Origin of the sequence: Roseovarius tolerans (assembly GCF_028885395.1) — a bacterium.
GTDB classification, from domain to species: Bacteria; Pseudomonadota; Alphaproteobacteria; order Rhodobacterales; family Rhodobacteraceae; genus Roseovarius; species Roseovarius tolerans.
This window is the reverse complement of sequence record NZ_CP118494.1, coordinates 1,978,570-2,004,556: the sequence shown is the minus strand read 5'-3', so window position 1 is coordinate 2,004,556 and position 25,987 is coordinate 1,978,570. Positions and strand designations below refer to the sequence as shown.

Genomic DNA, 25,987 nt, shown 5'->3' with positions numbered 1-25,987 from the left:
TGAAGAGAGGGCCTGTGCCCTCAGCTTAGGAAGAATGTAATGCGGAACTCAACCCGGTCCAAGGTCGCCCCGTTCATTGTGATGGATGTGATGGAGGCCGCGCGCCGCGCCGAAGCCGGGGGACGGCATATCATTCACATGGAGGTGGGACAGCCGGGCACGCCTGCGCCATCGGGCGCGCGTGACGCGCTTGCGCGGGCGATGGAGCGTGAGGCGATGGGATATACCGTGGCGCTCGGTCTGCCGGAGTTGCGGGCGCGGATCGCGCGGCTCTATCACGAGTGGTACGGGGTTGATCTGAACCCTGATCGGGTGGTGATCACGCCGGGATCGTCCGGGGCGTTCATTCTGGCGTTTACGGCGCTTTTCGATACCGGCGACCGGGTGGGAATCGGCGCGCCGGGCTATCCCAGCTATCGCCAGATCCTGCGCGCGCTCGATCTGGTGCCGGTGGATATCGAGACGGCGGCGGAAAACCGCCTGCAACCGGTGCCGGACGATCTGGAGGGGCGCGATCTGCGCGGGCTACTGGTGGCGAGTCCGGCGAATCCCACGGGGACGATGCTGGGCCGGGAGGCGCTTGGGGCGCTGATCGGCGCGGTGCAGGCGACGGGGGCGAGTTTCATCAGTGACGAGATTTATCACGGGATCGAGTATGAGGCGCGCGCGGTGAGCGCGCTGGAGATCACCGATAAGTGCTACGTGATCAATTCCTTTTCCAAGTATTTCTCGATGACCGGCTGGCGGGTCGGCTGGATGGTGGTGCCCGAGTCGCATGTGCGCACGGTCGAGCGGCTGGCGCAGAACCTGTTCATCTGTCCGCCGCATGCCAGCCAGGTGGCGGCGCTTGCGGCGATGGAGTGCCATGAGGAGCTGGAGGCGAACATGGCGGTCTACCGGGCCAATCGCGCGCTGATGCTGGAGGGGCTGCCGCGTGCAGGGTTCGACCGCATCGCGCCGCCCGACGGGGCGTTCTATGTTTATGCCGATGTCAGTCATCTGACCGATGACAGCCGCGCCTTTGCCGCTGAAATCCTGGAGCGGGCCGGGGTGGCGGTGACGCCGGGGCTGGATTTCGACCCGGTGCGCGGGGCGGGCACGCTGCGGTTTTCCTATGCGCGGGCCACTGCCGATATCGAGGACGGGCTGGAACGGCTGCGGCAGTTCATGGCCGCGCGCTGAGTCGCAGTACCCGCCCGGCGCAAGGATTGCCCAGATTTTGCCACATTTCGCACCAGAAAATGCCCATCGATGCTGTCATACCAGTTGCCGACTCAGCAAAGCGGAGGGCCGTGTCATGCAACAGATCAAAGATGGATATCGCGGACTGGGCGTGCTGATCGGAATGAACGCCGATCTTCTGCTTTATGTCGCGACGCTTGCGCTCGCGCTGTTTGCGGCGGGCTATTTGGGCACGCTCTGAGACAAGCGTGCACTCGCGTTTTGACAAGCCCAGACAGACCGGGTAGTGACTTCGGTCAATGGGATGTCTGACTGGGTTTGACCAATGAATGATTGTGACACGGGTCGGCGGATGCCGACATCGGTGATGCGCGCCTTTGGCGGTTTTGTAGCACTGGCGATAATGGTGCTGACACTGATTGCGCCTGATCCGGCCGAGGCGCAATCCTACCGCTTCTCCACGGTCGCCATCGAGGGCAATCAGCGGATCGAGGCCGGAACGATCCTGTCCTTTGCCGGTATCGCCCGCGGCGAGACGGTCAGCGCCGGGCAGCTTAACGATGCCTATCAGCGAATCCTCGGATCGGGCCTGTTCGAAGAGGTCGAGGTCGAGCCGCAGGGCAACCGGCTCGTTATCCGGGTCACAGAATTTCCGACGATCAACCGCATCGCCTTCGAAGGCAATGACAAGATCAAGGATGAGGATCTTGCCGGGTTCATCCAGAGCCAGTCGCGGCAAGTGTTCAGCCCCACGCAGGCCGAGCGCGACGCCAACATCATCACCGAGGCCTATGCCCAGAACGGGCGGATTGCCGCGCGCGTCTCTCCCAAGGTGATCCGCCGCAGCGACAACCGTGTCGATCTGGTGTTCGAGATTTTCGAAGGCCGCAAGATCGAGGTGCAGCGCATCGGATTTGTCGGCAACCGCGCCTATTCCGACCGCCGCCTGCGTCGCGTGATCGAGAGCAAGCAGACCGGTCTTTTGCGGGCCCTGATCGAGCGTGACACCTTTGTCGAGGACCGGATCAACTTTGACCGTCAGGTGCTGACCGATTTCTACAATTCGCGCGGCTATGTGGATTTCCGGGTGACCGGCACGAATGCCGAGCTTGCCCGCGAGCGCGACGCCTATTTCGTGACCTTCAACGTGCAGGAAGGGCAGCAATTCCGCTTTGGAGAGATCACCACCGTCAGTGAGTATAACGGGGTCGAGGCCGAGGCCTATGACGATACACTGAAAATTCGTCCCGGCGTGGTTTATTCACCGTCGCTGGTGGAAAACTCGATCGCGCGTATGGAGCGTCTGGCGATCAAGAACGGCGTCGATTTCCTGCGGGTCGAGCCGCGCGTGACGCGCAATGATCGCGATCTGACATTGGATATCGAGTTCGTGTTGCAGCGCGGTCCGCGCGTCTTTGTCGAGCGGATAGACATCGAGGGCAACACCACGACGCTCGACCGGGTGATCCGGCGGCAGTTCGATGTGGTCGAGGGCGACCCGTTCAACCCGCGGGCCATCCGGCAGGCCGCTGATCGCATCCGCGCGCTGCGCTTTTTCAGCGATGTGGACGTGAATGCTCGCGAGGGGTCGCGCCCAGATCAGGTGGTGATCGAAACCGACGTGGAGGAAACCACGACCGGCAGCGTTTCCATCGGTGCCAGCTTCTCGACCAACTCGGGTCTCGGCATCCAGCTTGGGTTCTCCGAACGCAACTTCATCGGGCGCGGGCAGGAGTTGACGGCGAACATTCTGGCCAGTGCGGACCGGGTCAATTACAACCTGAGCTTCACTGAACCGGCTTTCTTGAGCCGTGACGTCGCCTTGGGTCTCAATTTCGCGTTCGTAGAAACCGAAAACGACAACTCGCTTTTCGATACCGCGATTGGCACGTTCCGGCCCAGCCTGACCTTCCCGATCGGTGAAAACAGCCGTCTTGGCGTGTTTTACAACGCCCGTTACGAGGACATGTCCGACTATAACGGCACCTCTGGCATCTTGCAGGCCGAGGTCAATCAGGGCGATCTGTGGACCAGTGCCATCGGCTATGAATATTCCTTTGATACCCGGCGCACGGGTCTCAATCCCGATGCCGGGGTGCTGCTGTCCTTCGGTCAGGAGTTCGCCGGGCTCGGCGGAGACAGCGACTACGTCAAGACCACGGCGCGGATCGTCGGGCAGCGCACAATCTTCAACGAAGAGGTGACTGTGCGCGCGATCCTCGAGGGCGGCGCGATCAGCTTCTCGAACGGGCAGAACAGCCGTTTCATCAACCGGTTCAACGATCAAATCATGCGCGGCTTTGAGCCCAATGGTATGGGTCCGATCGAGGGCGGTGAACACCTGGGAGGCGATTACTTTGCGGCCCTCAAGTTCGAGGCGGAGTTCCCGCTTGGCCTGCCTGATGAATACGGGATCACCGGCGGGGCGTTCTACGATATCGGCTCGATCTGGGGGATCGACAACCAGGGGGCAGCAACAGGCCCGGTCAATTCCACCGGGTTCGAGCCGCGCCACGTGATCGGGGTCTCGATCTTCTGGACCTCGCCGTTTGGCCCGATCCGGATGAACTTTTCCAACGCGCTCAAATCCGAGCCGGGGGATGAGGAGCAGACGTTCAACCTGACGGTCAGAACGGAATTCTGAGAATGCGCGCCGGGCTGTTCAGGGCCGGGGTGATCATCGCGCTCGGGCTGGGGGTGCCGCAGGGGGTGGCGGCGCAGCAGCTTGGAGTGGTCACCAGCGACGTGATCGTGATCGACGCCGAACGGTTGCTGAGCGAAACCGATTATGGCCAGCGGTTGCAGCGCGCGATCCAGGCCGAGCGTGATCGCCTGATTGCCTATAATGACCGGGTCGCCAGTGATCTGGAGGCCGAGGAGCAGGCGCTGACCGAGATGCGCAGCGAGAGCGAGCCGGACGCGTTCCGGGAGATGGCGGATGCGTTCGACGCCAAGGTCACGCAGTTGCGGCAGGACAGCGAGCGGATGTCACGCGAGTTGGAGCGGCGCCGGGATCTGGCCCCGCTACAGTTCATGCGCGTGGTGCAACCGGTCCTGTCCGAACTGTTGCAGGAAACCGAGGCGGTGGTGCTGCTTGACCGGCGCAGCGTGCTTTTGCATGCCGAGGTGGCGGATGTGACCGATCTGGCGATCACCCGCATCAATGCCACCGTCGGCAGCGGACCGCAGAGCCTGCCGGAGCCGCAGCCCGAAGAGAATGGCGCGGTGGAGATGCCGGAATTGCCCGCGCCAGGCGGCGACTAGGGCCGCGCGCGACGGTGTCGGGCGATCTTGCCCCGCGACCGCGCAGTTGCTAGGGACATCTGGCCAAGATGCGAAAGGATGTGCCATGACCGAGCCGATCAAGACTGCGGATATCCACCTGATCCAGCGGCTGATCCCGCATCGCTATCCATTCCTGCTGGTCGACAAGGTGGTCGATATCGACGGCTACCAGAACGCGCGCGGCATCAAGAACGTCACCATGAACGAGCCGCATTTTCAGGGGCATTTTCCGGGCAAGCCGATCATGCCCGGTGTCACGATCATCGAGGCGATGGCGCAGACGGCGGCGGTCATGGTGGGCACCGCGCTCGGCATGGAGGACCGCAACATGCTGGTCTATTTCATGGCCATTGACCGCGCCAAGTTCCGCCGGATGGTGGTGCCCGGTGATGTGCTGGAAATGAAGCTGGAGACCACGCGCGGCAAGCCCGGCGGCAAGGTCTGGAAGTTTTCGGGGGTGGCCGAGGTCGAGGGCGAGATGGCGGCCGAGGCGGAATTCACCGCGATGATGGACCTTCCGAAAGAGTGACCTCATGCCGGGCACCGAGAGACATCGCTCTGTCGATATGACCCCGGGGCAGGGCTAGGTCATGGCGCTCGCGCTCATTGCCGGGCAGGGGGGCGTGCCGCCTTACTTGGCAAAGGTCCTGCTGGCGCGGGGAGAGGTGCCACTGGTCTGCGAGGTGGTGCAGTTTCCCTCGGAAGTGACAGGCGATCTGCCGCGCCTCGGGTTAAGGCTGGAGCATTTCGGCAGTTTCCTCGCGGAGTTGCAGACGCGGGGGATCACGCGGCTTTGCATGGCCGGGGCGATGCGCCGTCCGGCGGTGGACCCCGCGTTGATCGATGCAGCCACCATGCCCTATATTCCGCGCCTGCAAGGGGCATTGGCCAAAGGCGATGACGGTCTCTTGCGCGAGATCATCGCGATTTTCGAGGAGGCGGAAATCGCGGTGATCGGGGCGGCTGAGATCGCGCCGGAATTGCTACCCGCGCCGGGGGTGCGGATCGGGGTCTTGCCCGAGGGCATCGAGGCGGATCTCGCGGCGGCCACTGTCGCGCTGGACCGGATGGGCCGGGATGATCCGGGGCGGGCTGTGGTGGCGCGCGGGGCGCGCGTCGTGGCGCAGGAGGATGCGCGCGGCACCCATGGGATGCTGGCCGATCTGGCGAAAGGCGGTGATGACGGTAGTTGGAGCCTCGGTCCCTTTGACATCGCGGATCAGATGATCGGAGGGGCGGCGGATTGGCTGAGCGGTCAGGACAGCGTGCCCGAGAGCGGCGGTCTGCTCTATATGGCGCCGAGGCCGGGGCAGGATCTGCGCGCCGACATGCCAGTGATCGGACCGGAGACGGCGCGCGCGGTTGTCACGGCGCGGCTCGACGGGGTCGTGATCGCGGCCGGGGGCGTTATGCTGATCCACCCCGAGGACGTGCGCGACATCCTCGGGGCGGCGCGGTGTTTTCTGTGGGTGCGTCCCGGCGGGACAGGGTAACGCGGCCTATTCGGTCTCGCCGGTGGTGATCTCGCGGATCTTCGGCATCATCACCGGCATCTTGGCCTGAAGCACACGCGAAATCATCGGCTGTTGGATCTGGGCCAGTTGCGGCATCTTTTCCATCACCGAGCGGCCATTCTCGGAATTGTAGAAATCGCGCAGCGCCTCAAGCTCTTGCAATGTCAGCAGGTCAGCGAGGATTTCGTCCTGCGCGTGCATCACATCTGTCAGCGGCTCGGTCAGTTCCTCTGAGAACAGGGTCTCGATCTTGGAAATCTGCTCGGGCGTGAGTTGCTGACGGTTCTGCGCCATCTGCTGAACCATGGGCTGCCAGATCTGGCGGATGAACTCTTGCATATCCATGCCTTCCATCGTCGCCGAAACATAGTCTTCGGCCACCGCGAGGCGGGCGTCCCGTTCGCTTTGGGCATGGGCGGGCAGGGCGAGGCAAAGGGCAAGGGTGAGGCTGGTCAAAACGCGCATGGGGATAACTCCGCAAAATTAAATCGCCTGCACCGAACCAGCTTACGGGCGCGCTGTCAACGGCTGCCGGGTCGCGGCGCTTGCATGGGGGGGGCGAGGTTGCTATCTGCAGCGGGCAAAGCCCGATCAAATCGCTCGGAAAGACATGAAGAGGCCCCGGTGCAGACCCCGATTCCCCGGCTCCAAGTGAATAACCTGACGCGTCGCTATGACGGGCGCGTGGTGGTGGAGGACGTGTCGTTACGCGTCATGCCGGGCAAGGTGACCTGTCTTCTGGGGCCGTCCGGCTGCGGCAAGTCCACGACGCTGCGGATGATCGCGGGCGTCGAGATGCAGGATTCGGGTGAAATCCATGTCGATGGCAACCTGATCTGCGACACGGTGTTTCGCGTGCCGCCGGAGCGGCGGCATATCGGGCTGATGTTTCAGGATTTCGCGCTGTTCCCGCATCTGAGCGTGGCGCAAAATGTCGGGTTCGGCCTGTCGGGGGACAAGGCGCCCAAGGCGGCGCGGGTCGCCGAACTGCTCGACCGGGTCGGCCTGTCGCAGTATCACGCGGCCTATCCGCACGAGTTGTCGGGGGGCGAGCAGCAGCGGGTGGCGCTGGCGCGTGCGCTGGCCCCGCGACCGCGCATCATGTTGATGGACGAGCCGTTTTCCGGCCTCGACAATCGGCTGCGCGACGGTATCCGCGACGACACGCTGGATATCCTGCGCGAAGAGGATACCGCCGTTCTACTGGTCACGCATGAGCCCGAAGAGGCGATGCGCATGGCCGATGAGATCGCTTTGATGCGCGACGGGCGGATCGTTCAGCAGGGTGCACCCTATAACGTCTACAACGCCCCGGTGGATCGCAGCGCGATGGCGTTTTTCTCGGAAATTAACGTGATCCGGGGGCGCGTGCAGGGGGCGCTGACCGAAACGCCGTTTGGCCATTTCCTTGCCCCCGGCGTGCCGGACGGGCAGGAGGTGGAGATCGTGATCCGCCCGCAGCATATCAAGATCGACTTTGACCGCCACGGGCGCGGCCCCAATCCCACGCCGCAGGACGGCGCGCCCGCGCGTGGCGTGGTGGAGCGCGCGCGCTTCATCGGCTCGGAAAGTCTGGTGGAATTTCGCATGGATCACGACGGCTCGTTGCTGAAGGCGACGGTGCCCAACGTGTTCCTGCCCAAGCCGGGCAAGCCTTTGTGGCTGATGATCCGGCGCGACCGGTGCTTCGTCTTTCCCAAGGACGGGTGAGGCCGCCCAAAGCCGACGTCAATCCCGCGTGAGTTTTGCGTTGCAGGCTTGTTGCGCGGCAGCGACAGGTCTAGATACCGGCCAAGACGTCACAACTTACCGACACCGGGGGTCGACATGATTCATTCCATTCGCACTACTTTCACCGCCGCCGCGCTGGCGGTTCTGCCGCTTGCGGCGCTGGCAGAGCTTGGGCCGCTGGTCGAGCCTGCGGAGTTGCGCGCCGCGCTGGATGACAGCGCGCCCGTCGTGCTCGATATCCAGGGCGAGGGGGCCTTTGAAGAGGGCCATGTGCCCGGCGCGCTCAACGCGCCTTACGGCCTCTTTCGCGGCCCGTCGGACAATCCCGGCGAACTGGTCTCGGAGGCGCATCTGACCGAGGTGCTGCGCGGCCTTGGCATCGACGCGGGTGACCGCGTGGTGGTCGTGCATCAGGGCAGCAATCAGACTGATTTCGGGGCTGCGGCGCGGGTCTACTGGACGCTGAAGTCGAGCGGTGTGAGCCCGCTTGCGATCCTCAACGGCGGCATGAACGGCTGGGCCGAGGCCGGAGAGAAGCTTGCCAAGGGCAAGGCCCCGTCGGTGAGCCCAAGCGAGATCACGGTCAGTTTTTCGGACAAATGGCTGGCGACCCGCGCGGACGTGCAGGCGATCGTCAACGGCGAGGAGCAGGCCGAACTGATCGACGCCCGCCCCGAGGCATTCTGGAAAGGCGACACCAAGCACGGGGCCGCCGCGATGCCCGGCACCCTGCCGCAATCGCGCTATTTCACACATGACCGCTGGTTCGGTCAGGACGAGCCTGCGCGCATCAAGCCGGAGTTGATCCGTCAGCTGGCCGCCGAGAACGGGTTCGAGCAGGGCGACAAGCTGGTGTCGTTCTGCAATACCGGCCACTGGGCCGCGACCAACTGGTTCGCGCTGAGCGAGGTGGCGGGGATCGACGGCGTGCGGATGTACCCCGAATCCATGGTCGGCTGGTCGAATGCGGGTTACGAGATGGCCAATGTGCCGGGCCTGTTCCGCAACATGATCAACAAGATCACCGGCAAGTACTGAGCACGGCACGATGAGCACCGCGACCGCCACGGCCCCCGTCGACACCACCCCGAGTGGGCTGTCGCGGGGCGTCATGATCCTTGTCGTCGGCGCGCTGGTGCTGGCCGTGGCGCTTCTTGCGGGGCCGCGGTTCGGCGTGGTGCTGCTGATCGGTCTTGGTTTCGGGCTTGCGCTCGAAGGGTTCCGTTTCGGCTTTACCGGCCCGTGGCGGCGGATGATCCTGGAGCGTGACGCCTCGGGGCTGATCGCGCAGCTGATCTGTATCGGGATCGTGGCGCTTGCGGCGTTTCCGCTGCTGGCGGCGAACGGAGCCGAGTTGAAGGGTGCGCATGCGCCCATCGGATTGGCGATGATCGGCGGGGCGTTTGTGTTCGGCGCGGCGATGCAGGTGGTGCTGGGCTGCGGCTCGGGCACGCTCGTGAATGCCGGGAGCGGCAATGCGGTAGGCGCCGTGGCGCTGCCGTTCTTTGCCATCGGCAGTTTCGGCGGGGCCTATCACCTGTCGTGGTGGACCTCTCTGGGCAGTCTGCCGGTGGTGGCACTCGAAGGTACGCAAGGCCTGATGATCACGCTGGCGGGGCTCGCGGCGGTGGCGGTGCTGGCGCTGCTGGTCGGGGTCAAGGGCTCACACCGGTTGCCGCGCCGCTACTGGGGCGCGATCCTGGTGCTGGCCGGTCTGGCGATCCTGCATCTGATTGTGGCGGGCCAGCCCTGGGGTGTCGTCTACGGCCTCGGCCTTTGGGTGGCCAAGGGTGTGGTGGCCGTAGGTGGCGATCTGTCGGGCTCGGCCTTCTGGGCGGCTCCGGGCAATGCCGCGCAGGTTCAGGCGAGCCTGCTGACGGATATCACCTCGCTCACCGATCTGGGATTGATCGGGGGCGCGGCGCTGATGGCGTGGTGGCGCGCGGGGCTGGCCTCACCGGTGGGTAAGCTGCCGGCGCGAGCGTGGCTGGCGGTGATCGTGGCGGGGCTGGTGCTGGGCTATAGCTCCCGGCTGGCCTTCGGCTGCAATATCGGCGCGTTTTTCAGCGGGATCGGCACCGGATCGGCGCATGGCTGGGTGTGGTTCGTCGCGGCCTTTGCCGGGTCGTGGGTGGGCATCCGGCTGCGCCCCGTTCTGGGGCTGGAGGCAAAGCGATGATCCGGCGCAGCGGGACCCTGCTGGTGGCGCTTGGCATCGTCGGGCTGCTGGCCCTCGATCATGCGCAATCGCAGCCGCTCAACCCCTATACCGCGCCGCCCTTGCTGGCGCTCGGCTCGGGGCTGGCGGCGACAGGCGGACATTGCGCCGCCCCGCCACCGCCCGCGCAATAGCGGTGAGGCCGGTTCAGGTGCCGGGAAAAGCACTCGAGACGTTAGTTTGCGAAAGCATCTGAGGAAGGAACGGCGGACCCCGCGTAGGGTCCGCCGTTCTCGTCTGATCTCAACAGTGTTTCGGGCATGTCATTTCTATTTCGGGCCCTGACTGTTCTGCGCGCGGTCAGCTGCGCTGGCGTATCTTGCGCAAGGCGCCAAACCCGCCCAAGGCGGACAGGAGCATCAGGGCGGAGGCTGGCAGCGGCACCGGGGACATCGGATCTCCGGGGGCAGCGTCACCCAGAGCAAGGTTGTCCAAGCGGAAGTTCTTGGCCTGCACTGACACTGTCGGGTTTCCGGATTGCAGGAAACCACCCGCGTCGGTGCTAAAGGTGATCGCACTGAACGCTGTTGAGCTTGTCAGACCTACAAAGCCGTCATCGCTGCGCAGATCACCCAGCAGGAATGACTGGGTCTGACCATCAAACATGCCCGAGATCATGATCTCGGCCGCGCCGATAAAGTCCGCTCCGAAGGCGGTGACCTGCCGACCGAAGTCGAAGATGATCGTGTCATCGAACGAGTCGTCGCGCCCCGCGCGGGTGCCGCCGATGAAAACGCCGTCGGTGACACGGTTGAACTGCTGCGTGTTGCGCGCCGTTGACGTGGTGCCGTTGTCGAACGTGATCACCGGAGTGCCGAAGAGGCCCGGCTGGGCGATGTTGTCGTCGAACGTTTCCGTCTGGATGTTCGTGGTTGCAGACGCGAAGGCTCCGGCGTTTGTGAACGTCGCGGCCGAGGCCGAGGATACGGCGATTGTACAAAGGGTTGCGGCGAGCGCGAGTGATCTTGTCGGTTTCATTGACATCTCCCTTGGTTTTTTGATCTCGAGATTCGAGACCTCAAGGAAGAGGCACGGCTACCATGGCTGTAGAGTTTCAATTGATTTCCAGTTTCGCGAAATTTTTCTGCGATGCCGTCCGCCGCCAGAACGGGAGCAGCGGTGCTGCGGGATTTGCTGTGCCAAGATTGACGGGATCAGCATTGAATCGCGCGTAGCGGTCTGGCTTTCGCGAGATTAGACAGCTTCGGATTTTACTCTGATCGCGAAGGTGCAGATCCGACACTTTAAATCAGCCGCTTATGCTCTGAGCAGAATCCGTCACTCAGGGACTCACACCGGACCTTGGCCGCAAAGCGCCTTGATGACAGCTACGCGGACAAGTTGCTCTTGGTGAAAGTCGGGATCAAGGTCGGCCATTGGCCTGATACGGACGTTGAATCAAAGCACCCGCGCGAATAGCACCAAAGGTGCCGCGCGATCGCCGGGCCGTCCCGCGGCCTGGCGATTTGATAGGGCGCGCAAAGTGTTTGAGTTCAGAATGACTTGGCTGGCATAAAGTGCGGGCAACAACCGTTGCTTCGCTAGTCTCCGGCCCTGCGATCGCGCGGCACCTACTGGCAAAGCGCACGGCAGCTCCAGACCAAAACCAAGCCGAGGTTCGTTTCCAACGCAATCGACCGTCTGGGCTTCGCATACGAGCCGCCCCCCTAACGCTACCCCAACCGCCCCCGTCAGGACGGGTTGAGGTAGTCGTTGGGGTCGACGCTGTCGAAGCCGTCGCGGACTTCGAAATGCAGGGCGGCCGTGCCGTCGCGGCGGATCTCGGCGATCTTCTGGCCGCGGCTGACGCTGTCGCCCTTGGCTACGCTGAGCGCGCCGACGTTGGAATAGACGGTGAGCAGGTTGCCCGAATGCTTGATCACGACGATGGGGATGCCGTTGGTATCCTCTGTGATCGCGGCCACGGTGCCGCTATCGGCGGCCTTGACCGCGCTGCCCGGGGCGGCGGCGATGTCGATGCCGTCATTGCTGCCCTTGGCGTAGTCGCGGATAACGTTGCCCTGAACGGGCGTCACCATGCGGGCGGTCTGGGTCACGCTTTCGCTGAGGTCCGGGGCGGCCACGGTCTCGACCGGGGTGGCGGTGGGCACGGTTTTCTCATCGGGCAGGGGTTTCGACGCGCTTGGCGGCTCCGGCGTGGGCGAGCCTGCGCCGGGGGGCGTGACCGCTGCGGTCTGTTCGGCCTCAAAAGGTTCGGTGTCTTCGCCGGGCAGGGCCACGGGGATCAGCAGGTATTGCCCCTCACGCACCGAGAAGTCGGAACCAAGGCCGTTCCAGTCCGCGAGGCTGCGGATCGACACGTTATAAAGACGCGCGATGCTGAACGCGGTCTCGCCGCGTTCCACCCGGTGGCGGACCGGTTCGACACCGACCTGCGCAGAGGGTTCGAGCGCGCTGGTCTCGACGGTCTGCGCATCGGCGCGGCGGATCGCATCCCCGGCCAGCGTGTCGATATCGACGCCGCCCGGAGGCTGGATCGGGCCGCCTGTCGGCTCGGCCACGCGGCCGGGCAGGGCGATGACCTCGCCCTCGCGCAGCGGATCGCCGGTCTGGATGCCGTTATAGCGCGCGAGTTCGCGCGCATCGGCACCAATCCGTGTGGCCAATTGGGCCAGCGTGTCGCCACGCCGTGCGACCGCGACCTGATAGCCGGGATAGGAAATGATGCCGCGGGCATCCGGTTCGGGCCGGGGAGCAGAGGCGTTGCGCGCCGCCTCGGCGGTGGAGGGGGCATTGCCGAACGCGCCGCGCATGTCGATATCGAGCGGTTGATCGCAGGCGGCGAGGGCCAGGGCCATGCCCGCCCCAAGGGTCAGGTGTCGTGGAAAGTGACGCATCTCGATCTTCCTCATGTCCTGCCCCTTGTTGGCCGGGGCCTTTTCGTTACCCGTCGCGCCCCAGCCCTTCGACCAGCGGCACGAACCGCACCGGGCGCAACTCGTCATACTCGAACCCGGTCTCGCTCCGGGTCACGCGGATCAAATGCTGCACCGCGTCCGATTGGCCCACCGGCACTACCATGATACCCCCGATTTTCAACTGCGCCAATAGGGGGCCGGGCGGGTCTTCGGCCGCCGCCGTCACGATGATCCGGTCAAAGGGGGCCTGATCAGGCAGGCCGAAGCTGCCATCGGCGGTGATCGCGGTGATATTGGTGAGATCAAGCGCGCGGAAAATCTCGCTCGCATCGGTGACCAGCCGCTTGTGCCGGTCGACGGTGTAGACCCGGCGGGCAAGCTGGCTGAGAATCGCGGCCTGATAGCCCGAGCCAGTGCCCACCTCGAGCACCTTGTCGCGGTTCGAGACCTTGAGCGCCTGCGTCATCAGCCCGACCACCGAGGGCTGGCTGATGGTCTGGCCGCAGGCAATGGGCAGTGGCATGTCCTCATAGGCGCGGTCCGTGAAATAGCCGCGGATGAAGGGGCCACGGTCGACCTTTTCCATCGCCGTCAGCACCGCCTTGTCGGTCACCCCGCGAGAGCGCAGCGCAAAGAGGAACTGCATCTTGCGTTCCGCGATATGATCGGCGTCGTCGCTCATTCGATGGCCTTGAGCGCCTCCAATGCGTCATGCGCGGTGAGGTCGGCGCGCATCGGCGTGACGGAGATGTAGCCTTGCAGGTTCACATCGGCATCCGAGCCGGGGCTCGTGGGCTCGTGCTGCGGTGCGCCGGTGACCCAGAGAAACCGCCGACCCGAGGGCGATGTGTGTGGCTGAACCCCAAAGCCAATGTCGCGGCGAAAGCCCTGACGGGCGGCGCGCAGGCCCTTGACGTCCGATGCGGGCAGGGGCGGGAAGTTTATGTTGTAGAAGATGCCGTAATCATCCTTGGTCCACACGCCCTTGTCGAGCAGGCGGCGCAGGGTGGGCAATCCGTGGACGCGGGCGGCCTCGAACGTGTCGTCGAGATCGCGATTCTTTGGGCCGTAATATTGGCTGAGCGCCACCGCTGGCACGCCTTGCAGCGCGGCCTCCATCGCCGCGCCCACGGTGCCGGAATAGACCGCGTTCTCAGCCGCGTTGTTGCCCCGGTTCACGCCCGAGAGCACCAGATCGGGGGGCGCGTCCTTCATCACGTCATGCAGGCCCGCGAGCACGCAATCGGCGGGGCTGCCTTCGGCGGCATAGCGGCGCTCGGCCATCTTGGAGATCATCATCGGGCGGGTGTAGGAAATGCAGTGCCCGACGCCGGATTGCTCAAACGCGGGGGCCACGGTCCAGACTTCGCCGTCCTCGCCTGCGAGGGCGGTGGCGACCTCTTCCAGCACCGCGAGGCCGGGTGCGTTGATGCCGTCGTCATTGGTGATCAGAATTCGCATGCCCGTGCCCCGCCTGGCGCTGTTTCGCCCCTGTGTAGCGGCGCACCGCCACAGGGGCAAGGCGCGCAAGGCCCCTCAGATCAGGGTGAGAAGGCGCGCGGCCTCATCGCGTGGATGCGCGAGGCCCTCGCGATCCTCGCCGGGGTGAAAGCGCGCACGGGTGGCGGTGGCCATCGGTTGCGGCGTGAGGATGTGAACGCGCGGCCCGGTCTTCTCGGTCTCGGCCTGCCAACTGCGGGCGAGGGCGATTTGCGCGGCCTTGGTGGCACCATAGGCCCCGAAAAACTTGTCGCCCGCCTTTGCGTCGTCGAAGAAGATCGCCTGTCCCGCCTCGCCCAGAAGCGGGGCGATGAAGGGAATGAGGATGCCGGTGGCGCTGACATTGCAGGCCACCGATTTCGACCAATCGCCCTCGGCGATGTGGTTGGCGGGGGCCAGGGGGGCGGCATGCACTGCCGCATGGACCCAAATCGCGATACCGCCCCAACGGTCATGGACCGAGCGGCAAAGCTGCGCCATCGCCTGGGTGTTGGTGATGTCCATCGGGGCCAGCGTGGCGCTGCCGCCGCGCGCCTGAATGCGGTCGTCGAGTTCCTCGAGCGCGCCGGTGGTGCGGGCGACCGCGATGATGTGATGCGTGTCGCTCAGCGCCTCGGCGATGGCGGCACCAAGACCGCGCGAGGCGCCGGTGACGAGGGCGAGGGGGAGATCGGTGTCCTGTGTCATAAGCGGGAAATCCCACCTGTCGCCGGGCAAATCAAGGACAATCGCTTGACTTTTGCGGCAGCGCGGTGAAAAAGTCGGGACGGACAGAGATAATGGAGGGACGCGACATGATGCGCGACACAGTTCTAGCCAAGGCCGTGATCGGTCAAGATACCCTGCTTCGCAAGATCGGCCTCGTTCTGACGGGCTCGCTCTTTGTAGCGCTTGCTGCGCAGGTCAGCGTGCCCTTCTTCCCGGTGCCGATGACGCTGTCGACGCTGGCGGTGCTGATCGTCGGGCTGACGTTCGGATCGCGCATGGGGGCGGCGACGCTGCTGGCCTATCTGGCCGAGGGGGCCATGGGTCTGCCGGTCTTTGCGAACGGCATGAACGGGGCCTCGCTTGTCGGGCCGACGGCAGGCTTTCTTTACGGCTATGTCGGCATGGCGTGGCTGGCCGGTCTGGCGGTGGAAAAGGGTCTGGCACGCGGTGTCGTCTCGACCGCGCTGTGCGGGATCGCGGTGTCGGCGCTGCTTTATATCCCCGGCCTGGCCTGGCCCGCCGCGGTGATGGGCAAGACGGTCCCGGAGCTTTGGGCCCACTGGATGGCACCGTTCCTGATCGGCGATGCGGTCAAGGCCGTGATCGCGGCGATGGTCGTCTATGGCGGCTGGAAGGCACTGGAGGCGCGTCGCGGCTGAACCCGCAGCGCGTTTGACTGAAATTGAGGCCGCGCCCGGACAACCGGGGGCGGCCTTTTGCTATGCCGGGTCAGGTGCCGGGGAGGCGCAGTTCTTCGGCACGACCGCCGCGCGACAGGATCACGACTCCCTCGCCGATGGCCGCCACGGTGGCGCGGTCGAGCGTGTCGCCGATCTCGACCCGGGCCACCTTGCCACCGCTCACGCGCACGAGGGCGCGGGCGTTGCTGGGGCCATGCATCGTGCCGAGCAATGTGATGCGGCGCAAGGGCAGGGCACCTTGTTGGGTCGCTGCGGCCAGTGTGGCCGCAGGGGTGGATGTTTGGTTTGCCATGAATGCCTCGGGGTTTCTTTTGTCTCTGCCCGCGCGTCTATGCGGCGCGCGTGGCAGAGAAAAGCCCGATATCTGCGCTGCGGCAGGAACTTGCCAGAGCGCTTTGCGTGGCCGCAAAACCCCGCTTATGCGGTCGATTTGACCGCGATCACTCGGCGGCTTTCAGCTCGAATCCCTTGGCGATCATGTCCGAGGGCTCGACCGGATATTCCCCCGAGAAACAGGCGTCGCAATATTGCGGACACTTTGTATCACGGCCCTGCGCCTCGCCGACGGCGCGGTAGAGCCCGTCGAGCGAGATGAAGCGGATGCTGTCCACGTTGAGATGCTCGCGCATCTCCTCTTCGGACATCGTGGCAGCCAGCAGTTTTTCGCGCTGCGGCGTATCCACGCCATAAAAGCACGGCCACGCCGTGGGCGGGCTAGCGATGCGAAAATGCACCTCGGCGGCCCCGGCGTCGAGGATCATTTCCTTGATCTTGCGCGAGGTGGTGCCGCGCACGACGCTGTCATCGACGAGGATCACTCGCTTGCCCTCAATGAGCGCGCGGTTGACGTTGAGTTTCAGGCGCACACCCATGTTGCGGATCTGCTCGGTCGGCTCGATGAAGGTGCGGCCCATGTATTGGTTGCGGATGATCCCCATCGCGAAGGGAATACCGGATTCCTGGCTGTAGCCGATGGCCGCGGGCGTGCCGCTATCGGGCACCGGGCAGACGAGATCGGCATCGACAGGGGCCTCGCGCGCCAGTTCCACGCCGATCTGGTGGCGGGTCTCGTAGACCGAGCGGCCGCCGATGATCGAATCGGGGCGCGAGAAATAGACATGCTCGAAGATGCAGAAGCGCGAGGACTGGCGGCGGAAGGGGTAATGGCTCTCGACGCCGTCCTTCTCGGAGATCACCACCATTTCGCCGGGGGCGATTTCGCGCACGAAGGTGGCGCCGATGATGTCGAGCGCGCAGGTTTCGGAACTGAGCACCCAGCCTTCACCCAATTGGCCAAGCACGAGCGGGCGCACGCCCAGCGGATCACGGACGCCGATCAGCTTGGTGCGGGTCATGGCGACGACGGAAAACGCGCCCTCGACGCGGCGCAGCGCGTCCTCCATCCGCTCGGGGATGTTGCGTTGCAGGGAGCGGGCCATCAGGTGGATGATGCATTCGCTGTCAGAGCCGGACTGGAAGATCGAGCCGCGCTCGATCAGTTCCTTGCGAAGCGCGTCTGCGTTGGTGATGTTGCCGTTATGGGCGATCGCCGCCCCGCCCATCGAAAACTCGCCGAAGAACGGCTGCACATCGCGGATCGCGGCGCCCTTGGCCCCGGCGGTGGAATAGCGCACATGCCCGATGGCCAGCGGCCCGGGCAGGGTTTCCATCAGCGACTGGCGGGTGAAGTTGTCGCGCACATAGCCGAAGCGACGGACCGAGTTGAAGCCCTGATCGGGATCGTGGCTGACGATGCCGCCGGCCTCTTGTCCGCGATGTTGCAGGGCGTGCAGCCCGAGGGCTACGAAATTCGCCGCATCGGACAGGCCGACGACGCCGAATATACCGCATTCTTCCTTCAGTTTATCATCGTCGAAGGGGTGAGCGGGGGGCATTTGAGTGGACAAGGCTGGCAGCTCCGAATCCCGTGTCTGTCACTTGCGCCCCTCATACGCGCTCAGATCGGGTATGTCACGAAACTATCACAGAAACCTGTGCGCGCCCGGGAGCGGTGCCGGTTTACGTGGCGTCACTGCCCGGGGGCTTCGCAGGAGCCGATCAATTCCTCATATTGCTGCGTGATCCAGCCCAGCGCCTGTTCGGGATTGCCATCCTCGACCTTGCCGGTCAGCTGTGCAAATACCCTCGCCGAGCGGCTGTCGTCGATGATCGCGATGCTTTGCGAGCTGATCACCGTTTCATATACGAAATAGGCGATGGCGATGAGCAACACGCCGCGCGCCACGCCGAAGACAAAGCCCAGCCCCTGATCGAGCCCGCCCAGGACCGAGCGCTGCACCAGCGACGAAAAGAGCGGCGTGATCAGCGAGGCCACGATCAACCCCACGGCAAAGACCACCGCGAAGGCGCCGATCATCGAGAGCTCGCAACTGTCGGCGATGAATTCGCCGACCACCGGGATTTCGGTGACCAGCGGTTCAACCTGCGGCGCGAACATGAAGGCGAGGATGCCGGCAACGACCCAGCCCGCGATGGCCAGTGCCTCGCGCACGAAGCCGCGCGAATAGGCCAGCAGCGCCGACAGCACGATGAAAAGCGCCACGACGCCGTCGATGATGGTAAAACCGTCCATAGCCTTGTCCTGTCCCTCTGGGCGCGCCTAACCTGCGCCGAAAATATCACCCACGAACGCAGTCAGATCGCCCATCCGGGTCAGGCTGAGGCCGCTGGTGCCGCCGGTCTTGCCACCGGACGGAATGATCGCCGATGTGAAACCAAGTTTTTGCGCTTCTTTCAACCTGTTTTCGGACTGTCCCACCGGGCGAAGCGCCCCGGAGAGGCTGATTTCGCCGAAAATCACCGTTTCCGAGGGCAGGGGGGTGTCTTCGCGCGCGCTGAGCAGGGCTGCGGCGACCGCGAGATCGGCCGCAGGTTCGCTGATCCGCAAGCCACCGGCCACGTTGAGATAGACATCAAGCCCGGCAAAGGGGATGCCGCAGCGCGCCTCGAGCACGGCGAGGATCATCGCCAGACGCGCGCCGTCCCAGCCGACCACGGCGCGGCGCGGCTGCGCATGCGGGGTGGGGGCGACCAGCGCCTGCATCTCGACCAGCACGGGGCGGGTGCCCTCGATGCCGGAAAACACCACCGAGCCTGGCGAGGGCGCGCCGCGCCCCGAGAGGAACAGCTCGGAGGGGTTGGCGACCTCGGCCAGCCCGCCGCCGGTCATCTCGAAGACGCCGATTTCGTCGGCGGGGCCAAAGCGGTTCTTGACCGAGCGCAGGATGCGGAACTGATGGCCGCGCTCGCCCTCGAAATAGAGCACGCAATCGACCATGTGCTCGACCACACGCGGGCCCGCGATCTGCCCGTCCTTGGTGACATGGCCGACAAGGATCACGGAGGTGCCGAAGCGTTTTGCGAATGTGGTCAGCTCATGGGCCGCGGCGCGGACCTGGCTCACGCTGCCGGGGGCGGCTTCGACCGTGTCGGACCACATGGTCTGGATGGAATCGATGATCACCAGATCGGGCTTTTCCGCCTCGAGCGTGGTCAGGATATCGCGCAGCGAGGTGGCGGCGGCGAGTTTGACCGGCGCATTTTCCAGCCCGAGGCGTTGCGCGCGCATGCGCACTTGCGCGCTGGCCTCTTCGCCAGAGACGTAGAAGGTCTTGAGCCCGGCACCCGCGAAGCGTGCGGCGGCCTGCAACAGCAGCGTGGATTTGCCGATGCCGGGATCGCCGCCCACCAGAACCGCGCTCGACGGCACAAGGCCGCCGCCCAGGACCCGGTCCAGCTCGCCGATGCCCGAAAGGGTGCGCGGCGGCGGGGCCTCTTCGGTCGAGAGATCAGTGAGGGTCAGCTGCGCGCCGCGCTTGCCGCCAAGCGTCTTGCCCTTGGGACCGGTTGAGAGCGGGGCCTCTTCGACGATGGTGTTCCACTCGCCACAGGCGTCGCAACGGCCCGACCAGCGGTTGTGCACCGCGCCGCAGGCCGAACAGGTGAAGGTTGAGGATTTCGCCATGTCCCGGGTCATGCCCCAAGGGCCGGTCCCGGTCAAACCCGAAAATGCAGCGGCGCTATTCGGCGGCCTTCTTGCTGAGGTCGATGACCGTGCCGTCGGCGCGCAGCATCTCTTCCAGCCCCAGTTCCGGCAGCACCTCGCGCAGGTCGTCGCGCAGGCGGGTCAGCTGGCTCGCGGCGACGCTTTCCTCCAGATCGACCTCATGCGCCCAATGCTTGAGGTCGCGGCTGATCTGCTTGGCCTGATCGATCCGCGCATTGAACGCCTCGACCTCCTGCTGGCGTTGGTGCAGGAATTGCCGGGCGCGGGCGATCTTTTCATCGGAATAGACATCGGCCAGTTCGCGGCTGATATGCGACATCTGGGCGGCCACTTCGAGCAGGTCCGGCTCGAGCCCGCCCAGATCGGGATGCTCGCGCAGATAGGCCAGCCGCTCGCGCACCGCATCAAACTCGGATGAGAGTTGAAACAACCCCTCGCGATCCGCCGCATGGGCCGCATGATAGGCGCGGGCGACGTCCTGCATGCCGATATTGAACCGCCGGTGCGAGGTCTCAAGCGCCATGATGCGGGCATTCGCGGGTAGGAAAAAGCACAGCATCACCGCCAGAACGGTCAGGCCGATTTGCGCGATCTGGCCGGCATTGTGGTATATCACACCGCCGAACCCAGCCTCGAATTCGAGCCACGGTACCAGACCGAGCGCCGCCCCGATGCTGGCAGCACTCAGCGCGAGCGCGGCCAGGAGAAATGAAACAACGGCGAGCCGTTGGAATAAAAACTGAGTCAGCAGCGCAACAGATTTCAAATGTGCGGGCATGACTTCCCCCCTGAAAGACCATATCCAATATAGGCGAGTTTACGCCGATTGCGTCAAAGGCAAAGGGTTAATTCATTCATCACAGGCTCAACAATGGCGGAGTGTTGCGTGACTGCGCCGGGTTGTTGCCGAAATAGGGACAGTTCAGGGGGCGGGCCGGGATTTGTCCACCAGATGGCCAAAGGTGATGGCGGCGAGCACGCAGGCGGTGAAGAGATAGAGGCCCCATGCCACCTCGACCCGCGCGAGGCCAACGCCCTTGATCACGATGATGTAGTGCGCGATCAGGAAGACATCGGCCATCGCCAGCTTGCCCAGCAGATGCAGCGCGGGCAGGGCGCGTGGGGCGAGCAGGTCGAACTGCACCAGCGCGAGGCCGATGGTCTTGAGATAGGGCGCGAAGAGCGCGAAGAAGGTGACCAACAGGGCGAGGATGACATCGCTTTGCCAGAGTTCCTGAAGGCCGGAAATGATGCTGATCTCACTGAGGCCGAAGAGCGGCAGGGCGATGCCCGCGCGCAAAAGCGGCGCGAACCAGGCGACGGGGAAAAGGATCAGGAGGGTGAGATTGGCGTATTTCAGCATGTTATGCGCCATACCTCAGCGATTGCGTGCAAAAATCTTGCAAGATTTTTGCCAAGAATTTTCGACAATTCTTGGCGCGGGACGTCACCGCACCGCCTCGATCGGGCCGTCGGCGCGGCCGTGGATGAACTGGTCGAGATAGGGATCGCCCGACTGGTCCATGTCGCCCACCGGGCCGGTCCACTGGATCACCCCGTCATGCAGCATCGCGACATTGTCGGCGATGGCACGCACGGAGGTCATGTCATGGGTGATGGTCATCGCCGTCGCGCCCATTTCCACCACGATTTCGCGGATCAGTTCGTTGATCACGCCCGACATGATCGGGTCGAGGCCGGTGGTCGGCTCGTCGAAAAAGATGATTTCGGGTTCGGCCGCGATGGCGCGGGCGAGGCCCACGCGCTTTTGCATGCCGCCCGAAAGCTCGGCCGGAAATTTGTCGCCCACCTCGGCTTTGAGCCCGACGCGGCGGAGTTTCTCGATGGCGACCTCGCGCGCCTCGGCCTTGGGGCGCTTGAGCGAGCCGCGCAGCAGGCGGAAGGCGACGTTTTGCCAGACGGGCAGTGAGTCGAAGAGCGCGCCGCCCTGAAAGAGCATCCCAAAGCGGGCGAGGAAGGCGTCGCGGTCGCCGGTGGTGACATCCGTGCCGTCGAGCGTGATCGCGCCGCTGTCCTGGCGGATGAGCCCGAGGATGCATTTCAGCGCCACCGATTTGCCGGTGCCCGATCCGCCGATGATCACCATGGAGGAGCCCGACTCGATGGTCAGGTTCACGCCCTGCAAAACGCGGTTCTCGCCAAAGGCCTTATGGACGTCACGCAGTTCGATCATGCCGAAAAGAACACCTCTGTCAGGATGTAGTTGGACGCGAGGATCAGCACGCTGGCCGCGACCACCGCCGTCTTGGTGGCGCGCCCCACACCTTGGGCACCGCGCCCCGAGTTCATCCCGTAGTAGCAGCCCATTAGCGCCACGATGAAGCCGAAGACCGCGCCCTTGATCATGCCGGAGACGACGTCCCATGTCTCGAGGAAATCAATCGTGTTGTGCAGGTAGGTCGCCGCGCCGAAGTCGAGGCGTCCGACGCCCACCAGAAACCCGCCCATGATGCCGATCACGTCGCCCACGCCCACCAGTAGCGGCACCGCGAGGGTGGCGGCCAGAACGCGGGGCAGGGTGAGGTATTTCATCGGGTTGGTGGAGAGCGTGGTGAGCGCGTCGATCTGCTCGGTCACTTTCATGGTGCCGATCTCGGCGGCGATGGAGGAGGCCACGCGTGCGGCGACCATCAGGCCGCCCAGCACCGGGCCAAGCTCTCGGGTCAGGCCGATGGCGACGATCGAGGGCACCACGGTTTCGGCGTTGAAGCGCGCGCCGCCCGCGTAGATCTGCAAGGCGAGCGCGCCGCCGGTGAAAAGCGCCGTCATGCCGACGACGGGCAGCGACAGCCAGCCGATCTGCACCAGCGCATGGCCGAATTCACGCCAGTAGAAGGGCGGGCGCGCCAGATGGCTGACCGCGTCGGAGGCGTAGAGCGTGATCCGCCCCATGCCCGCCAGCCCCGCCAGCATCGTGCGCCCGATGGACGCCAGAAAACCGAGGATCAGGGTCATCCGCCGATATAGCGCCGCATGTAGCGCGCCCCCAGTGAGGTCAGGATTTCATAGCCGATGGTGCCTGCATTATCCGCCAGCACGTCGATCCCCTGATGGGGCCCGAGCAATTGCAGATGCGACGGGTCGCGCCCGAGGTCGGTGATGTCGACGCCGATCAGGTCCATCGAGATGCGGCCGGTGACGGGGCAGGGGGTGTCCTCGGCCCAGAGGCTGGTTTTCGGACCCATGGCGCGCAGGATACCGTCGGCATAGCCCGCCGCCACGGTGGCGATGCGCATGGCGCGCGGCGCGGTGAAATCGCAGCCATAGCCGACCGTCTCGCCGAGGGCGATGTCGCGACACTGAATGACCGGAATGTCGAGAGTGACGACGGGGCGCGCGTCGGTATAGGGCCGCCCGCCATAGATGCCGATGCCGGGGCGGGCGAGGTCGAAGTGATAGTCACCGCCCAGCAGGACGCCGCCGGTATTGGCGAAACAGCGCGGCACATCGGTGTCGTCTGTCATCGCGCGGAAGGCGGCCAGTTGCTGCGCGTTCATCGCCTGATCGGGTTCGTCGGCGCAGGCCAGATGGCTCATCAGCATGACCGGGTTCTGTGCGAGAGCGATCTGCCGCACGGCCTGCCATTCCTCGGGCTCCATTCCCAGCCGGTTCATGCCGCTGTCGAGCTGCACGCCGAACGGGTGGCCGGGCAGCGCCTCGGCGTGACGGATCATCTGGTCGAGCGAGTTGATCATCGGCACGAGGTCCATGTCGCCGATCATGTCCGCATCGCCCGGCATGTGCCCGGAAAACACGTGAATCGCCACATCGGGGCCGAGCGCCTGCCGCAGGGCCACGCCCTCTTCGGCGATGGCCACGAAGAAGTGCCGCGCGCCTGCGCGTGCCAGCACACGGCCCACCCGGTCAGCGCCCAGCCCGTAGGCGTCGGCCTTGACCACGGCGGCGGTCTCAGTGCCGGTCATGGCATCGAGGGCACGCCAGTTGGCGGCAATGGCATCAAGGTCGATTGTAAGGGTCGCGCTGCTCATGCGGGCGGTTTTGACAGGATGGGCGGGGGCGTCAAGGGGAAAGGCGCGCGGCACGGGAACCTCAGGCGCACACGCCGAAAAAGCCGCCCACAACTGGCGGGCGGGGGAGGAAATGCCTCGGTCATGACGCTGGACTATGTGCTCAGAACCAGCTCTGAACGCCGCGCGCAGCACCCGATATGTCACGTCCGACACCATCGACGGTGGCACAGCCTGCCAGCGTGGTGATGAGGACAAGCGCAATCAGTTTTTGCATGCTCCTGCCTATGGTTGTTGCCTGTTGTTATTCTTCTGCCTCAAACCACCAGACCTCGGGGAGGAAACCGATACCGTCCCCGTAGATCGGCAGCGCGTCCTCAGGATAGTGCAACTGTGCCTTGTGGGCAATACGACCGACGCTGTATTGATGGATCGGGATCACGTAGCGCCCCGCCGTCAGTATCCGGTCGAGCGCGCGGGTGGCGGCGACGAATTCCTCGCGGTCGCGTGCGTTCAGGATGGTGCGGATCATCGCCTCTGCCGCCTGCGAGCGCATGCCCATCAGGTTGCGGCTGCCGGGGTCGTCCACGCCATCGGAACCCCAGTAATACATCTGCTCGTTGCCGGGGCTGAGCGACAGCGAGCGGCGCATCATTGTCAGGTCGAAATCATAGTTCGCCTCGCGCTCGGCATATTGCGCCTTGTCGGTCATCTCGATCCGCAATTCGATGCCCAGACGGTCGAGCGCGCGGGCATAGATATCCATCATCGCACTGGCCTGACCGATCAGCCCGTCCTGCTGCAAAAGCACCGTGAGGCGCAGTGGCGTGCCGTCGGCGTTGACCAGCCGCCCGTTCTCGACCTGCCAGCCCGCCTCGCTCAGAAGCTTCATCGCGCGGCGCAAACCCTTGCGATTGCGCGCGGTGCCGTCGCCGTCGGGCAGGCTGTAGCCCTCGAGCGTGCCGGGGGGCAGGCTGTCGGCGAAGGGTGTGAGCAACTCGCGCACGCGGCCCGTGGCGGGGCCGTGATCCATGCCCAGTTCGGAATTGGAGAAATACGAGGTGATGCGGGGCTGCCGTCCGCCGGTCAGGGTGTCGTTGATATACTCGAAATTGAACGCGGTGATCAGCGCCTCGCGCACGCGCCAGTCACCCAGCGGTGCGCGGCGGGTGTTCATCACGAAGCCGGTCATGCCCGAGGGTTTCTGATGCGGGATTTCGGATTTCACGATCTCGCCGCGCTCGACGGCGGGAAAATCGTATTCCTCGGCCCAGGCCTCGGCGTTGAATTCGCGCACGTAGCTGATGATCCCGGCCTTGAACGCCTCTTTCAGCACGGTGTCGTCGCCGAAGAACTCGATCCGGATCTCGTCGAAATTGTTGGTGCCGCGCCGGAAGGGCAGGTCGCGTCCCCAGTAGTCGGGGTTGCGGCGCAAGGTGACGTGGCGATTGACCTCGTAGTTCTCGACGACATAGGGACCGGTTCCGATCGGGATATCCTCGATCCCCGCCTCGGCGATGTCGCGGCCCTGCCACTGCGCCTTTTGCAGGATCGGGCGCAGCCCGGCCAGAAGGGCGAGTTCGCGATCCGCCTCGGTGAACTCGAGGCGCAGGCTTCGCGGCCCGGTCTGCGCGATGCGGCCCACCTTGGACCAGAAGCCGCGATAGCGCGGGTGGCCTTGCGTGCCCAATGTCTCGAAGGACCAGATCACATCCTCGACCGTGACCGGGCTGCCGTCCGAGAATCGGGCCGCCTCACGCAGGGTGAATTCGACCCAGGTGCGGGCCTCATCCGTCTCGACCGATTCGGCCAGAAGGCCGTAAAGCGTGAACGGCTCGTCCCAGGATCGCCCCAAAAGGGTCTCGTGGGTGAGATGCCCCAATTGCCAGGGCGGGCTGCCGCGCAGGATGAAGGGATTGAGCGAATCAAAGCCGCCGACATTGCCGGTGACGACGCGACCGCCCTTGGGAGCATCCGGGTTGGCATAGGGCAGGGACACAAAATCAGGTGGCAGGGCGGGGTCGCCATACATAGCTATGCCATGCGCGGGCGCGCCGAGCGTCTGAGAGGCCGTTCCTGCAAGGATCATCGCGCAGAGCCCAGCCCGGAAAAGACGGAAAAATTCTGATCTCATTTTGGCGACAATCCTCAATGATCCTTGTTTATCAGGGGCAGAGCGTAGAGGCGGATTCACGTCTTTTCAAACTTTTAGCTTGGCCCGAGGCGCAGGATTGCTTATAAAGGGGGCACTGC

28 protein-coding genes are annotated in these 25,987 nt (G+C 64.7%); 11 read left to right on the top strand and 17 right to left on the bottom strand.

Translation table 11 applies throughout. The annotated features are described in order from the left end of the window. Positions 1-39: 39 nt before the first annotated feature. From PVU19_RS09850 to lpxI, 6 genes are all read left to right on the top strand, one after another. On the top strand, positions 40-1,182 hold the full coding sequence (locus PVU19_RS09850) for a pyridoxal phosphate-dependent aminotransferase (RefSeq protein ID WP_050661915.1): 1,143 nt from the start codon (positions 40-42) through the stop codon (positions 1,180-1,182). Positions 1,183-1,297: 115 nt separating this feature from the next. Then, positions 1,298-1,423: a hypothetical protein gene (locus PVU19_RS09845; protein ID WP_268784733.1), complete on the top strand. Its 126-nt coding sequence runs from the start codon at positions 1,298-1,300 to the stop codon at positions 1,421-1,423. Between the two features lie 111 nt (positions 1,424-1,534). Beyond that, on the top strand, positions 1,535-3,826 hold the full coding sequence (bamA, locus tag PVU19_RS09840; RefSeq protein WP_420833224.1) for an outer membrane protein assembly factor BamA: 2,292 nt from the start codon (positions 1,535-1,537) through the stop codon (positions 3,824-3,826). 2 nt (positions 3,827-3,828) lie between these two features. Then, positions 3,829-4,446, top strand: a complete 618-nt coding sequence (locus tag PVU19_RS09835) for an OmpH/Skp family outer membrane protein (protein WP_082237427.1) — start codon at positions 3,829-3,831, stop codon at positions 4,444-4,446. 85 nt (positions 4,447-4,531) lie between these two features. Further along, the gene (fabZ, locus tag PVU19_RS09830; RefSeq protein ID WP_050661917.1) at positions 4,532-4,996 is read left to right on the top strand and encodes a 3-hydroxyacyl-ACP dehydratase FabZ; all 465 of its coding nucleotides are present in this window, start codon (positions 4,532-4,534) and stop codon (positions 4,994-4,996) included. 61 nt (positions 4,997-5,057) lie between these two features. Then, positions 5,058-5,960: a UDP-2,3-diacylglucosamine diphosphatase LpxI domain-containing protein gene (lpxI, locus tag PVU19_RS09825; protein ID WP_050661918.1), complete on the top strand. Its 903-nt coding sequence runs from the start codon at positions 5,058-5,060 to the stop codon at positions 5,958-5,960. Positions 5,961-5,966: 6 nt separating this feature from the next. Here lpxI and PVU19_RS09820 read toward each other — a convergent pair whose 3' ends face one another. Next, positions 5,967-6,446 carry a DUF2059 domain-containing protein gene (locus PVU19_RS09820; protein ID WP_050661919.1) on the bottom strand — a complete coding sequence of 160 codons (480 nt, stop codon included), beginning with the start codon at positions 6,444-6,446 and terminating at the stop codon, positions 5,967-5,969. Positions 6,447-6,605: 159 nt separating this feature from the next. On the opposite strand from PVU19_RS09820, the gene PVU19_RS09815 reads away from it, so the two are divergent. The 4 genes from PVU19_RS09815 to PVU19_RS09800 all read left to right on the top strand — a co-directional run bounded on the left by PVU19_RS09815 (position 6,606) and on the right by PVU19_RS09800 (position 10,064). After that, positions 6,606-7,691 carry an ABC transporter ATP-binding protein gene (locus PVU19_RS09815; protein WP_050661920.1) on the top strand — a complete coding sequence of 362 codons (1,086 nt, stop codon included), beginning with the start codon at positions 6,606-6,608 and terminating at the stop codon, positions 7,689-7,691. Positions 7,692-7,808: 117 nt separating this feature from the next. Beyond that, positions 7,809-8,750, top strand: coding sequence for a sulfurtransferase (locus tag PVU19_RS09810; RefSeq protein ID WP_050661921.1), 942 nt, complete (start codon positions 7,809-7,811; stop codon positions 8,748-8,750). Between the two features lie 10 nt (positions 8,751-8,760). Further along, complete coding sequence (locus tag PVU19_RS09805) at positions 8,761-9,891, top strand: YeeE/YedE family protein (protein ID WP_082237432.1); 1,131 nt, start codon at positions 8,761-8,763, stop codon at positions 9,889-9,891. Beyond that, the gene (locus PVU19_RS09800; protein ID WP_162838254.1) at positions 9,888-10,064 is read left to right on the top strand and encodes a hypothetical protein; all 177 of its coding nucleotides are present in this window, start codon (positions 9,888-9,890) and stop codon (positions 10,062-10,064) included. Before PVU19_RS09805 ends, PVU19_RS09800 begins: the two co-directional genes overlap by 4 nt. 166 nt (positions 10,065-10,230) lie before the next feature. On the opposite strand, the gene PVU19_RS09795 is transcribed toward PVU19_RS09800, so the two are convergent. From PVU19_RS09795 to PVU19_RS09775, 5 genes are all read right to left on the bottom strand, one after another. Then, a complete protein-coding gene (locus PVU19_RS09795) occupies positions 10,231-10,908 on the bottom strand; it encodes a VPLPA-CTERM sorting domain-containing protein (protein WP_050661922.1) in 678 nt (225 codons plus the stop codon). Positions 10,909-11,621: 713 nt separating this feature from the next. Continuing rightward, on the bottom strand, positions 11,622-12,803 hold the full coding sequence (locus PVU19_RS09790) for a peptidoglycan DD-metalloendopeptidase family protein (protein ID WP_050661941.1): 1,182 nt from the start codon (positions 12,801-12,803) through the stop codon (positions 11,622-11,624). A 31-nt stretch (positions 12,804-12,834) separates the two neighbouring features. Further along, positions 12,835-13,491, bottom strand: a complete 657-nt coding sequence (locus tag PVU19_RS09785; protein WP_050661923.1) for a protein-L-isoaspartate(D-aspartate) O-methyltransferase — start codon at positions 13,489-13,491, stop codon at positions 12,835-12,837. Further along, positions 13,488-14,270, bottom strand: coding sequence for a 5'/3'-nucleotidase SurE (gene surE / locus PVU19_RS09780; RefSeq protein ID WP_050661924.1), 783 nt, complete (start codon positions 14,268-14,270; stop codon positions 13,488-13,490). The genes PVU19_RS09785 and surE overlap by 4 nt, the downstream gene beginning before the upstream one ends. A gap of 75 nt (positions 14,271-14,345) precedes the next feature. After that, positions 14,346-14,996 (bottom strand): SDR family NAD(P)-dependent oxidoreductase, encoded by a 651-nt coding sequence (locus tag PVU19_RS09775; RefSeq protein ID WP_050661925.1) that lies wholly within the window; start codon positions 14,994-14,996, stop codon positions 14,346-14,348. 92 nt (positions 14,997-15,088) lie between these two features. Between PVU19_RS09775 and PVU19_RS09770 the strand changes: the two genes are divergently transcribed. Next, positions 15,089-15,676: a biotin transporter BioY gene (locus tag PVU19_RS09770; RefSeq protein ID WP_235575705.1), complete on the top strand. Its 588-nt coding sequence runs from the start codon at positions 15,089-15,091 to the stop codon at positions 15,674-15,676. A gap of 70 nt (positions 15,677-15,746) precedes the next feature. Here the strand turns inward: PVU19_RS09770 and PVU19_RS09765 are convergent, their stop codons facing one another. The 11 genes from PVU19_RS09765 to PVU19_RS09715 form a co-directional block, all read right to left on the bottom strand. Continuing rightward, positions 15,747-16,010, bottom strand: a complete 264-nt coding sequence (locus PVU19_RS09765) for a type II secretion system protein N (RefSeq protein ID WP_050661926.1) — start codon at positions 16,008-16,010, stop codon at positions 15,747-15,749. Between the two features lie 148 nt (positions 16,011-16,158). Beyond that, positions 16,159-17,613 (bottom strand): amidophosphoribosyltransferase, encoded by a 1,455-nt coding sequence (purF, locus tag PVU19_RS09760; RefSeq protein WP_050661927.1) that lies wholly within the window; start codon positions 17,611-17,613, stop codon positions 16,159-16,161. A 134-nt stretch (positions 17,614-17,747) separates the two neighbouring features. After that, positions 17,748-18,311 carry a CvpA family protein gene (locus PVU19_RS09755; RefSeq protein WP_050661928.1) on the bottom strand — a complete coding sequence of 188 codons (564 nt, stop codon included), beginning with the start codon at positions 18,309-18,311 and terminating at the stop codon, positions 17,748-17,750. A gap of 27 nt (positions 18,312-18,338) precedes the next feature. Beyond that, the gene (gene radA, locus PVU19_RS09750) at positions 18,339-19,703 is read right to left on the bottom strand and encodes a DNA repair protein RadA (RefSeq protein WP_050661943.1); all 1,365 of its coding nucleotides are present in this window, start codon (positions 19,701-19,703) and stop codon (positions 18,339-18,341) included. 55 nt (positions 19,704-19,758) lie between these two features. Continuing rightward, entirely contained in the window at positions 19,759-20,523 is a 765-nt protein-coding gene (locus PVU19_RS09745) for a DNA repair protein (protein WP_152911597.1), read from the bottom strand. Between the two features lie 144 nt (positions 20,524-20,667). Further along, complete coding sequence (locus PVU19_RS09740; RefSeq protein ID WP_050661945.1) at positions 20,668-21,108, bottom strand: paraquat-inducible protein A; 441 nt, start codon at positions 21,106-21,108, stop codon at positions 20,668-20,670. A gap of 84 nt (positions 21,109-21,192) precedes the next feature. Then, positions 21,193-21,939, bottom strand: coding sequence for an ABC transporter ATP-binding protein (locus tag PVU19_RS09735; protein ID WP_050661929.1), 747 nt, complete (start codon positions 21,937-21,939; stop codon positions 21,193-21,195). Beyond that, positions 21,936-22,721 (bottom strand): MlaE family ABC transporter permease, encoded by a 786-nt coding sequence (locus PVU19_RS09730; RefSeq protein ID WP_152911598.1) that lies wholly within the window; start codon positions 22,719-22,721, stop codon positions 21,936-21,938. The genes PVU19_RS09735 and PVU19_RS09730 overlap by 4 nt, the downstream gene beginning before the upstream one ends. Further along, complete coding sequence (gene alr / locus PVU19_RS09725; protein ID WP_050661930.1) at positions 22,718-23,755, bottom strand: alanine racemase; 1,038 nt, start codon at positions 23,753-23,755, stop codon at positions 22,718-22,720. The genes PVU19_RS09730 and alr overlap by 4 nt, the downstream gene beginning before the upstream one ends. 142 nt (positions 23,756-23,897) lie before the next feature. Next, positions 23,898-24,011 (bottom strand): entericidin EcnA/B family protein, encoded by a 114-nt coding sequence (locus PVU19_RS09720; RefSeq protein WP_050661931.1) that lies wholly within the window; start codon positions 24,009-24,011, stop codon positions 23,898-23,900. A 27-nt stretch (positions 24,012-24,038) separates the two neighbouring features. After that, positions 24,039-25,868: an extracellular solute-binding protein gene (locus tag PVU19_RS09715; protein ID WP_050661932.1), complete on the bottom strand. Its 1,830-nt coding sequence runs from the start codon at positions 25,866-25,868 to the stop codon at positions 24,039-24,041. Positions 25,869-25,987: the final 119 nt, after the last annotated feature.